The organism is Streptosporangium sp. NPDC050855, assembly GCF_044456585.1.
GTDB lineage: Bacteria > Actinomycetota > Actinomycetes > Streptosporangiales > Streptosporangiaceae > Streptosporangium > Streptosporangium longisporum.
The window spans coordinates 1-11,268 of sequence record NZ_JBITFY010000048.1 but is presented as its reverse complement, the minus strand read 5'-3'; the positions used below and the strand labels follow the sequence as shown (position 1 = coordinate 11,268).

General features: G+C 72.4%; 9 protein-coding genes and 3 pseudogenes. 11 read left to right on the top strand and 1 reads right to left on the bottom strand.

All coding sequences use genetic code 11. From position 1 onward, the window contains the following. Positions 1-94, top strand: a pseudogene (locus tag ACIBCT_RS40255) (30S ribosomal protein S18); the annotation flags it as partial. A gap of 42 nt (positions 95-136) precedes the next feature. Further along, positions 137-526 carry a Fur family transcriptional regulator gene (locus tag ACIBCT_RS40250; RefSeq protein ID WP_399197317.1) on the top strand — a complete coding sequence of 130 codons (390 nt, stop codon included), beginning with the start codon at positions 137-139 and terminating at the stop codon, positions 524-526. 40 nt (positions 527-566) lie between these two features. On the opposite strand, the pseudogene ACIBCT_RS40245 reads toward ACIBCT_RS40250, so the two are convergent. Next, positions 567-692: pseudogene (locus tag ACIBCT_RS40245) on the bottom strand (iron chelate uptake ABC transporter family permease subunit); the annotation flags it as partial. A gap of 149 nt (positions 693-841) precedes the next feature. On the opposite strand from ACIBCT_RS40245, the gene ACIBCT_RS40240 reads away from it, so the two are divergent. The 9 genes and pseudogenes from ACIBCT_RS40240 to ACIBCT_RS40200 all read left to right on the top strand — a co-directional run. Next, entirely contained in the window at positions 842-1,243 is a 402-nt protein-coding gene (locus ACIBCT_RS40240) for a hypothetical protein (protein ID WP_399197316.1), read from the top strand. Positions 1,244-1,632: 389 nt separating this feature from the next. Beyond that, positions 1,633-3,180 (top strand): ABC transporter substrate-binding protein, encoded by a 1,548-nt coding sequence (locus tag ACIBCT_RS40235; RefSeq protein WP_399197315.1) that lies wholly within the window; start codon positions 1,633-1,635, stop codon positions 3,178-3,180. Positions 3,181-3,185: 5 nt separating this feature from the next. Further along, entirely contained in the window at positions 3,186-4,130 is a 945-nt protein-coding gene (locus tag ACIBCT_RS40230) for an ABC transporter permease (protein ID WP_399197318.1), read from the top strand. Then, on the top strand, positions 4,127-4,987 hold the full coding sequence (locus ACIBCT_RS40225; RefSeq protein ID WP_399197314.1) for an ABC transporter permease: 861 nt from the start codon (positions 4,127-4,129) through the stop codon (positions 4,985-4,987). The genes ACIBCT_RS40230 and ACIBCT_RS40225 overlap by 4 nt, the downstream gene beginning before the upstream one ends. Beyond that, positions 4,984-6,552 (top strand): ABC transporter ATP-binding protein, encoded by a 1,569-nt coding sequence (locus ACIBCT_RS40220; protein ID WP_399197313.1) that lies wholly within the window; start codon positions 4,984-4,986, stop codon positions 6,550-6,552. The genes ACIBCT_RS40225 and ACIBCT_RS40220 overlap by 4 nt, the downstream gene beginning before the upstream one ends. A 46-nt stretch (positions 6,553-6,598) precedes the next feature. Next, entirely contained in the window at positions 6,599-6,775 is a 177-nt protein-coding gene (locus tag ACIBCT_RS40215) for a hypothetical protein (RefSeq protein WP_399197312.1), read from the top strand. Between the two features lie 204 nt (positions 6,776-6,979). Further along, a complete protein-coding gene (locus ACIBCT_RS40210) occupies positions 6,980-8,770 on the top strand; it encodes an ABC transporter ATP-binding protein (RefSeq protein ID WP_399197311.1) in 1,791 nt (596 codons plus the stop codon). After that, positions 8,767-10,596, top strand: coding sequence for an ABC transporter ATP-binding protein (locus ACIBCT_RS40205; RefSeq protein ID WP_399197310.1), 1,830 nt, complete (start codon positions 8,767-8,769; stop codon positions 10,594-10,596). The genes ACIBCT_RS40210 and ACIBCT_RS40205 overlap by 4 nt, the downstream gene beginning before the upstream one ends. A 415-nt stretch (positions 10,597-11,011) precedes the next feature. Further along, a pseudogene (locus ACIBCT_RS40200) lies at positions 11,012-11,268 on the top strand (permease); the annotation flags it as partial.

Genomic DNA, 11,268 nt, shown 5'->3' with positions numbered 1-11,268 from the left:
CGTCACCGTCCAGCAGCAACGACAGCTCGCCCGGGCCGTCAAGAACGCCCGGGAGATGGCCCTGCTGCCCTACGCCACCCGCCCCCGCGGCTGACACCGCTTCCCCTCTCCAGCGCAGTCCGCACAGGGGTGATCGATGGACCACCGGGACGCCCGCGAACTCCGGTCGCGGGGAGTGACCGCGACCGGCAGCCGGCTGCTGGTCCTGCGCTGCCTGCGCGCGCAGCCAGAACCCAAGAGCGCCGGAGAGATCCACGTCCAGCTACGCTCCCGCGGTGATCGTGTCGGCCTGACGACCGTCTACCGTACGCTCGCCGCCCTGGTCCGGGCCGACCTCGTGCACGCCTTCGAGCGCAACGGGGAGACGGCCTACCGCATCTGCGACGAGGGCGAGCACTGCCATGTGGTGTGCCGCGCCTGCGGAGCGGTCACCGAGGTCGCCGCCTCCGCCCTGGAGCCCGCCCTGAGCGAGGGGTTCCGGATCGAGGAGATCTATGGGACCTGCCCGGGCTGCCGGCAGAGGTGAGCCGCCGGCCCGACGCGGCCCGCCCGGTCTCCGGCCTGCGTCACGCCGGATGCACCGGTCCGGTCAGCGCGGCCGGCGGGATCAGGCGTCGGTTGTCGCCGCCGATCACGAGCCGTACGGCGTGCGGGACCATGAGCGCGACGAAGCCGATGCCGCCGCTGACCGCGACGACCGTGCCGCGACATCGTCAGCACCAGCGCGGAGGCGGCCACGGCGCCGAACAGGACCCGGGGGAAGCGGATGTCCAGCACGATGAGCGCCTGAGGGCCGGTCGGCGCCTCGGTCACGAGCCAGGGCGGCAGCCGGTGACCGAGCATGCGGGCCACGTCGCCGAAGGCGATGGCGACCGGTCCGAGACCGACGGCGGCGACCAGCGAGAGGCCCAGCAGTGCCGACATCAGGGCCGACATCAGGGCCGGCGTGCCCAGGAAGGTCAGGCGGCCGGCCGGTGCCCGTCGTCGCGGCGCGCCGGGCGCCGCCACCGGCATCCTCATCGACCGGCTGGGCGTGACCGCGGTCTTCGTCGTCCTCGGCCTGATCATGGCGGTCGCCGATGGTGCCTGGCTGATCGCGGGCACCCGCATCCGCATCTTCGCCGATTCCGCGGGCTACGACGGTGCGCGGTCGGTGCGCGGTCGGTGCGAACCGGTCGCTGACCATCGCCCGCATCTGCAGAGGGCGAGCTCAGCGCTACGGGGTGCGGCCATGTCCGATTGAGCTAGACATGGTTATCATTTCCAATAGTCTGTGTCGTACACCGGTTTCATACCGCCGTCGTTCTGCACTCCATGGGAAGAACGACGGCATGAAGGTCCAGCTCAGGAGGGGGAGGCTCCTGACCGGTTCGGAGTGGCCGGCTACTGAGCCGACCGCGCACATGGTGCTCGCGCCGACATCGCCGTCGGCGACGGTCAAGCCCGGTCCGGCCTGCTGAGCAGATACGCCCGGCGGTCGTCCGCCGAACCGCTCCCTCAAGACGGCGGCCGCTCGCCCCACGATCGGCCCGACTCCCCTGACCTCACCACCGCGGTGTCCTCATATCAAGGAGAACCATGTCCTCCCCTCTCGACCGACGTCACTTCCTCCGCCAAGGAGCTTTGGCCGCTGTGGCTCTGGCTGCCGGGCCCGGCCTGATCACCGCCTGTTCCGCCGACGGTTCCACCGCGTCACCGAAGAGCGCTGCGGCTTCCGGAACACCTCGGGCCGGAGGTACTCTCCGGGCGGCTTTCGTCGGCGGCGGCGCGTCCGAGACCCTCGACTTCTTCAACGGCCCCACCCCGATGGACCTGGTACGGGCCCGCGCCTGGCACGGCACCCTGGGCAATCTCGACCCCTCCGCCGAGGACGGCGTCCGCTACGGGGTCCTCGAAGGCATCGACGTGTCCGAGGACCTGTCCACCTACACCCTGCGCCTTCGCCCCGGCGTCCGTTTCACCGACGGCTCCACGCTGACCTCGGCGGACGTCCTGCACTCCCTGGTGACCCTGGCGGCGGGCAGCAAGCTGCCGGTGTACCGGATGGCCTCGTCCAACTTCGACCTCGCCCGTGCGAAGGCCGACGGCGATCTCAAGGTGGTCCTGCCGACCGCTCGCCCGATCGCCGACGGCCGCCTGCTCCTGTGCCAGGGCAACTTCCTCGTCGTCAAGAACGGAACGAGGCAGTTCACCACCGGCATGCCGACGTGCGGGCCGTTCACGCTCACCGCGTTCACCGCCGGGCAGGGAGCCGCCTTCACCCGCAACGACGACTACTACGGCGCCGTCCTGGGGCAGGGACCCCACCTGGCCGGCCTGGAACTGCGTTCGATCGCCGACTCCGACGCCCGGGCCGGTGCGCTCACGAGCCGTGAGGTCGACTTCGCGCACGACCTCTCCCCCGTCACCGCCCGCACGCTGTCGGCCGACGAGAAGTTCGACCTGGTGCCCTCCAAGAGCCCTTACCTGGTGGGCCTGTCCTTCCGGATGAACATGAACGTCAAGCCGTTCGACGACGAACGGGTGCGCGAGGCGTTCAAACTCGCCGCGGACCGCGAGGCCATGGTGAGCACGGTGTTCTACGGCAACGCCACCGTGGGCAACGACCTGCCCTCCATGGGCTTTCCCGACTACGTGGAAGGGCTCGCGCAGCGGGCGCACGACCCGGAAAAGGCCCGCTCCCTGCTCAAGGCCGCGGGCGCCGAGGGGATGGAGATCGTGCTGACCACGGGGCCGGAGACCCCGGGCATGGTGGAGGTGGCGACCCTCTACGTCGAGAACCTGAAGAAGGTCGGGGTGAAGGCCTCGCTCAGGGAACTGCCGCCCGGACAGCTCTTCGCCGACTTCCCCGCCTATGCCCAGTTGCCGCTGGCCGCCTCGTACCAGGTGCCGGTCCCGGCGCTGTCGACCTACCAGATCGCCACGGCCGGTGGCGCGCCGTCGGCGTTCGGCTGGAAGCGCCCCGACGTCGACGCGCTCGTCTCCGCCTCCCGCGCGCAGAGCGACCCCGCAGAGGCGAAGAGGCTCGGAGGCGAGGCGCAGAAGAAGCAGTGGGAGGACGGCAACACGGTGATTCCGGTGTTCAAGCCCTACGTCAACGCTCAGGCCAAGGGGGTCACCGGCATCCAGGACGACCTCTTCGAGCAGTTCCCCGGCTTCTCCCGGGCCACTCTGACGTGAGCTGGATGCTCTTCCTCGGCCGCCGGCTCGCCGGCGCGAGCGTGCTGCTCGTGCTGCTGTCCGGCGCGGTGTTCGCCGCGACGGCCGTGCTGCCGGGGGATGCGGTCAGCGCGGTGGCGGGCACCGACGCCTCCATGGCCGAACGCGCTCAGGTCCGGGCCGCCCTCGGCCTGGACCGGCCGGTGGCCGAGCGCTACGCCCGATGGGCGCTCGGCGCGGCTCGCGGCGACCTGGGCACCGGGTTCGTCGGGCACCGGCCGGTCGTGGAGGTGCTGGCGGACCGGCTTCCCAACAGCCTGCTGCTGGCGGGCCTGACCTTGGTTCTCACCGTTCCGCTCGCGGTGCTGCTCGGCCTGTCGTCCGGGCTGCGGGCGGGCGGTACCGGCGATCGCCTGGTCTCCTCCCTGGCCCAGGTCGCGGCGGGGGTACCGGAGTTCGTGTCGGCGGCACTGCTGATCGCCGTACTGTCGGTGCATCTGGACCTGCTGCCACGGGTCTCCCTGGTGCCGCTGGGCGGCACCCCGCTCGACGCCCCCAAGGGTCTGGTACTGCCTGTGCTCACCCTCACCGCGGTCGCCCTGGCCACGGCCACCCGGCTGATCCGCGTCTCGGCGGCGGACGTGGCGGCCTCCCCGTACGTGGAGACGGCCCGGCTCAACGGGGTGCGCGGGACGCGCCTGGCCCTGCGTCACGTGCTGCCCAACGCCGCCGGGCCCGCCGTTCAGGCCCTCACCCTCATCACCGGCGTGCTGGTCGGCGGGGCCGTGGTCGTCGAGAGCGTCTTCGACTATCCCGGGATCGGCCGCGAGCTCCAGCAGGCCGTCGCGGCCAGGGACATCCCGATGGTGCAGGGCATAGCCACGGCCCTGGCCGCGGTGATGCTGCTGATCCTGCTGCTGGGCGACGTGTGCGGACGGCTGCTCGACCCGGTGGGCGGGGATCGGCGATGACGGGCGTCCTGATGCGGGCGAGACCGCTTCGGACGGGTGACCCTGCCGTGCGGCCGCGCCGCCGATGGCTGCCGTCGCTGGCCGGGACCGGGGCGTTGTTCGTGGTCGCGATCGCGCTGTGCGGGCCGCTGATCGCGCCGTACGGCCCGACCGAGCAGCTGGCGATGCCCTTTCAGCCACCGGACGGCGTCCATCGGCTGGGGACCGACGTCCTGGGCCGGGACGTGCTGAGCCGGGTGCTGTGGGGAGGGCAGGTGATCGTCCTGACCGGGGTCGCCGCGACGCTGGCCGCCGGGGTCGCGGGCATGGCCGCGGGCGTGCTGGCGGGGCTCGCCCCCCGCCGCGTCGGCGATCTCGTGTCGCGGCTCGTGGACGCCCTGGCGGTGCTTCCCGCGCTGTTGCTCATCCTCGTGCTGGCGGCCGGTTTCCCCGGCAGCGACCTGGCGGTCGTCGCCGCCGTCGCCCTGGCCACCACCCCGTTCTCGGTACGGGTGCTGCGCGCGGCCACCCGGCAGGTCGTCGTCACCGGCTACGCGGAAGCGTCCTACGCCCGCGGCGACAGCAGGTGGGCCGTGCTGCGCCACGACATCCTGCCCAACATCGCCGGACTAGCACTGGCGGACACGGCCCTGCGGCTGGTCGCGTCCGTGCACCTCACCGCCACCGCCGGTTTCCTCGGTCTCGGCCGCGGCGCACCGGCTCCGAACTGGGGACGCATGATCAACGAGAACATCCCCGGCGCCCCCCTGACGGTCGCCCCCTTCCTGGCACCCACCCTGCTGATCGTGCTGCTGTCGGTCTGTATCGGCCTGCTGGCCGACTGGTTCGCCGACACGGCCTCCGGGGAGGGGCGATGAACACCGTGAACAGCGAGGAACTGCTCCGCGTCACGGGGCTGACGCTGGCCCCGATCGGCGGCGGTCCCCCCGTGCTGCGGGAGGCGACGCTGACCCTCGCCCCCGGACGGGTGCTGGGGGTCGTCGGAAGGTCCGGCTCCGGCAAGAGCAGCCTGGCGCTGAGCCTGCTCGGACACGTACGCCCCGGCCTGGAACGACGCTCCGGCACGGTGCGGGTGGCCGGCCTCGATCCGTTCGACCGGTCCGGAGCTCGCCGTCTGCGTGGCCGGGTGGTGTCGTTCATGGGCCAGGATCCGGCCGCCTCCCTCAACCCGGCGCTGCGGATCGGGGACCAGGTCGTCGAGGCGGTACGGCTGCGCTCCCCCGGCTCCCCCGGCTCCCCCGGCCCCTCCGATGTCGCCGGACAGGTCCGGTCGCTGCTGTCGTCGGTGCGGCTGCCGGCCGACAGGGCGTTCCTGCGACGCCGTCCCCATCAGCTCTCCGGCGGGCAGGCGCAGCGGGTGGCCCTGGCCGCCGCCCTGGCGGGCAGCCCGCGATTGCTGGTCCTGGACGAGCCGACGGGCAGTCTGGACGCCGTGCTGGCCCACCAGATGCGTCAACTGCTGAGCGAGCTGGTGCGCGACGGCGACCGCGCGGCGGTGCTGGTCAGTCACGACCCGGACTGGGTCGCGGCGCTGGCGGACGAGGCGATCCGGCTGGAGGACGGGCGGATCGCCTCATCCGGTTCTCCGCGGACGGTACTGCCGGTCGGCTCGCACGTCACCGCGTCCGCCGAACGTGAGGACGGCGAAGCCGCCCGCACGGTCGCCACCAAGGACCAGGGCGAGCTGCGGGTACGCGACCTGTCGGCCGCGCACGGCCGTACGACCGTCCTGCGCGGGGTCTCACTGACCGTCCCCGCCGGCACGTGCACGGCCGTGGTGGGGGCGTCCGGCTCCGGCAAGAGCACCCTTGCGCGCTGCCTGGTCGGCCTGCACCGCGCGACGCGGGGCACGGCCGGCTGGAGGGACGGGCCCGACGGGCCGCCCGCCGCTTCGGGGCGCGGCCGCGCGGTGCAGCTGGTGGCCCAGGACTCCCGCGGAGCGCTCAATCCACGCGAGTCGGTGCGGACCGCGCTGACACGTCCGCTGACCGGCCTGCGGGGCATGGCGACCACCGAGGCCGCCGCCGAAGCCGGCCGGATCCTCGGGCTGGTCGGCCTGGCGCCGGCGTTCCTGTCACGCCGGCCGGGCGAGCTGTCCGGCGGTGAGCGCCAGCGGGTCAACCTGGCGCGAGCCCTGGCCGGTGCGCCCAAGGTACTGGTCTGTGACGAGATCACCTCGGCCTTGGACCCGCAGATCGCATCCGACGTCCTGAACCTGCTGACCTCGCTGCGCCGGACACTGGGACTGACGGTGTTGCTGGTGACCCACGACCTGACCGAGGCGGCGCGGTACGCGAACCAGGTCGTCGTCCTGGACGGCGGGCGGGTGATCGAGTCGGGTCCGCCGGACCGGGTCTTCGCCCGGCCGGAGCACGCGGTGACACGGGAACTGGTCGGCTGTTCCCGTATGAGCCCGGTATGAGCCCGATATGAGCCCGGTAGAGACCCGGTGTGCTCGCGGCAGACAGGTGCGTGCACCCGTTGCCGCCGGCCGGGCTCCGCACGGTGGCCGCCACACCGCCGGCAACCACGACCTGCCCACCTTCGGCGTCATCCGGCTCACCCGCGAGGCGAAAACGACAGGCCACCGCATCACCGAGACCGGCAGCCAGGCCATCCCCGAAATCGGAGCCCTCGTCACATGACCCACCCCCCCCTCACGCCAAGGCCCGCGGCAGCCCGACATGTCCGGCACACCCGCTCCACACAGCGTCCCCGCCCTCCCCGAAAACCTCGACACTCCCGACATCCCCGACGGCCCCGACACCGTCCCGGGCACGGCCGGATCGGATGCCCTCGGAGTGCCACCGTTGCGCGGCCTCCTGCGCCAGGTCCGGGGGCGTCTCTCCTTGGCCGTCGCTCTGCAGGCCGCCGGCGCGCTGACCGGAGTCGTTCCCTTCATCGCCGTCGCCCGGATCGCCGTCCACCTCACCGGCGACTCCCCTGCTCGCGGCGACGACCTTTGGCCCCTGGTCACCCTGGCGTGCCTGTCCGGTCTCGCGGCCTTGCTGCTGGGATTCGCCGCCGGGGCGGTCAGCCATCTGGCCGACAACGACCTGCAACTCGCGTTGCGTCGCCGGCTGGCCGAGCACACCGGCCGCCTGCCACTGGGGTGGGTCACCTCCAGGGGCGCGGGAGAGATCAAACGCGCCGTGCAGGACGACGTGCACGCGCTGCACACGCTCGTCGCCCACACCCTTCTCGATGTCACCACCGCCCTGACCGCCCCGCTTCTCGCGCTGGCCTACCTGTTCACCGTCGACTGGCGGCTCGCGCTGCTCAGCGTGCTGCCCCTGGCCCTGGGTGCCTACCTGTTCAGCCGGGCCATGGCCGGAGCGGCGGCGCAGATGGCCGAGTACGGAGCGGCCCTGGGCCGCATCTCCTCGGCCGCCGTGGAGTTCTCCAACGGCATCGCCGTCCTGAAGACCTTCGGCCGCGGCCATAAGGTCCACGAACGCTTCCTGTCCGCCACCGACGGCTTCTCCGACTTCTTCACCTCCTGGGTCCGCACCACGCTGGTCACCTCCACCGCGGCCCTGCTCGTCGTCTCCCCGGTCGTCGTCCTGCTCCTGCTCACCGTGGCGGGAGCCGTGTTCGTCACCGCTGGATGGACGACCGCCGCCGACCTCGTGGCGTTCGTCCTCCTCGGACCGGTCATCGCCGCTCCCATGGGCCTGGTCGGTCCCCGGATCCAGCAGATCCGGGCCGGTCAGGCCGCCGCCACGCGCATCTCCGCGCTGCTCGCCACCCCCGTCCTGCCACAGAGCCCGGCACCCGCCCTCCCGCAGGGCTCCCGCATCTCGATGCGCGAGGTGTCCTTCTCCTACGACGGCCGCACCGACGTCCTGAGCGGCATCGACCTCGACCTGGAACCCGGTACCGTCACCGCGCTCGTCGGTCCCTCCGGATCGGGCAAGTCCACCCTCGCCTCACTGCTCCTGCGTTTCCACGACGTCACGGCGGGCGCCGTCACCATCGGAGGTGCCGATGTCCGCGACATACCCACCACCGAGCTCTACCGCCATGTCGGCTTCGTCCTGCAGGACGTGCGGCTGCTGCGGGCCTCCGTCGCCGACAACATCCGCCTGGGCCGCCCCTCCGCCGGCGACGACGAGGTCGAGCAGGCCGCCCGCGCCGCCCAGATCCATGAGCGGATCACCGAACTGCCCGCCGGTTACGCCACCGAGGTCGGCACCGGCGTCTCCTTCTCCGGCGGCGAGCGGCAACGCCTGTCCATCGCCCGTGCCCTGCTCGCCGACGCCCCCGTCCTCGTCCTGGACGAGGCCACCGCCTACGCCGACCCCTACTCCGAGGCGCTCATCCAGGATGCCTTGTCCACCCTTGCCGCCGGTCGCACGTTGCTCGTCATCGCCCACCGGCTGGCGACCGTCCGCCACGCCGACCGGATCGTGGTGCTGGACGGCGGGCGGATCGTCGAGCAGGGCCGCCATGCGGACCTGCTGGCCGCCGAGGGCCGCTACGCCCGGCTGTGGAGAGCCCAGGAGGCGGCACAGGCCGCCGGCCAGACAGCACCCGCCCTCACCGCGCCGGTCGCGCCGGTCGCGCCGGCCGCGCCGGTCCTCATGGAACCGACCGTTCACGACGACCCCGACGCCTCCCCGGAGAGAACCTCGCGATGATCCGCCATCTCTACCGTGTCCTCGGACCCGAGGGATCCGGTTTCCTGAACCGTCTCCTCGTCGTACTGGCGGGTGCCGCCGTCCTCCAAGGTCTCGCCTTCGCCCTGCTGGTGCCGGTGCTGCGTGCCCTGCTCGGCGAGAGGCCGGGCGAGGTGTGGCCGTGGCTCGCCGCCCTGACCGTCTGTTCACTGGCCTACGCCGTCCTCCAGGCCGTCGCCCTGAGCGGTGGCTTCACCGTCGGTTCCCGGCTGTCGCGGGTACTGCACCGGCGACTCGCCGACCGCGCCCTCGACCTGCCCATCGGCTGGTTCACCCCCGGGCGGGCCGCCGAACTCAGCCGCCTGGCCGCCCAGAACGTCATCCAGGTGATGAACATGCCGGCGCACCTGCTGCGTCCGCTGACCGCATCGGTGCTCACCCCGCTCACCATCGTGGCCGCCACCTTCCTCTTCGACGCCCGGGTGGCGCTCGTGCTGCTGCTGTGCGCGCCGGTGCTGCTGGTGGTCCACCTGTGGAGCACCTCGGTGATGAGCAGGCTGGATCGGGGACGCGACGGGGCGATCGGCGAATCGGCCGACCGCGTCCTGGAGTTCGCGCAGAACCAGCCGGCCCTGCGCGCCTTCGGCCGGACCGCCGACGGCTACGGCGCACTCGACGACGCCCTGGTGGCGCAGTCGCGCGCCGACCGCCGGTTGATTCACCGCGGCGTACCGGGCCTGGTCGCCTTCGCCTTCGCCACCCGCACGGTCTTCGCCCTCCTGCTGGCCTTGGGGGTCTCCTGGGCCCTGGGCGGTTCCCTGGACGTGCCGACCCTGCTGGCCCTGCTCGTGCTCGTCGGCCGCCTCACCGACAGCCTGTCCAGCGCGGCCGACCTGGGCGCGGGGATGCGGATCGCCCGCAACGGCCTGGAACGGCTGGACGCCGTACTGCGCTCGCGGCCGTTCCCGCGACCGGCCGAACCCCGGCTGCCGCAGGGAGCCGACGTGGAGTTCGACAACGTCGGCTTCACCTACCCGCAGGACACCGTGAAAGACACCGTGAAAGACACCGTGAAAGACACCGTGCAAGGCACGGGGCAGACCGGGGGGAACGCCTTCACCTCTCCCACCGACCCGGGGACCGGGTTGCTCTGCGAGGTGAGCTTCCGCATTCCCGAACGCAGCATGACCGCTCTCATCGGGCCCTCCGGCGCCGGCAAGACCACCGTCGCCCGGCTGCTGGCCCGCTTCTGGGACGCCACCGACGGCACGGTCCGCATCGGCGGGGTCGACGTCCGCGACATCTCCTCCGAGGACCTGGCCGCGACCGTCTCGATCGTCTTCCAGGACGTCTACCTCTTCGAGGGCACGATCGAGGACAACGTCCGCATCGGGAACCCGGACGCCGACGAGGAGCGACTGCGCCGCGCCGCGGCCATGGCCGGCCTGGACCGGGTGGTGGAGGAACTGCCCGACGGCTGGGCCACCAGAGTCGGCGAGGGCGGCACCGCCCTGTCCGGCGGACAGCGCCAGCGTGTCTCCATCGCCCGCGCCCTGCTCAAGGACGCACCGATCCTCATCCTGGACGAGGCGACCGCGGCACTCGACCAGGAGAACGAGGCGGTGCTCACGTCCACGGTCCAGGCCCTGGCCGCCGAGAAGACACTGCTCGTCATCACCCACCGCCTCAGTACCGTACTCGCCGCCGACCAGGTCCTCGTCATGGAGGACGGGCGAATCACCGAACGCGGCACGCACGCCCGGCTCGCCGCAGCCGACGGCACCTACGCCGCCTTCTGGCGACAGCGCGCCAACGCGGACGGCTGGCGGCTGGAGATGACCCCGTGACCCCGGCGGCTCTGACCGGCGCATCCACCGAAGCACGAGACCACCACACGGCAAGGGGCACGACGACCGCCAGGCGATCCGAAGCATGGGCGGACCGGGCGCGAGCCGTACCCGCCCTCACCTGAGCGGTCCAGCTCGACGCGCCGGACGATCCGGCCCGCGCGGCGGTGTACCTGGCCAGGGCCGGTCTCGGCGAGCAGTACGTCGTCTACGAGCACGCCGGATTGGTACTTCGCGGCCGGTCGCGCCGTCACGCCCGTCGTGGACGCACGAGGTCGTCGCCCGCGCCGACGGACGCACGTGGAGCGCGGCCACCGAAGGCCGGCCGCGCGCCTACCGGGCAAGGGATATGCCCATCAGGCCTCTTCGAAAGGCGCCGGGTGGAACACCAGGGTGATCTGGCACGATATGGCGCATGTCTGAGCTCCGAACCGGCCCGCGGGACGCGCGGATCGACAACGAGAGTCCGGTTCCCCCCGATTCCTGGGGCCGTCGAGGCTCCGGCGGTGCCCTGCCGTGGGGGTTCGCGCTCGTCATCGTGGCGCTGGTGGCGGGCCGGCTGCTGCTGACCCCGCATCTGACGGCACCGGCCCTGCAGACCTGGGCCACGATCTTCGTGGCGATCTGCGTGCAGGCGCTGCCGTTCCTGGTCTTCGGCGTGGCCCTGTCGGC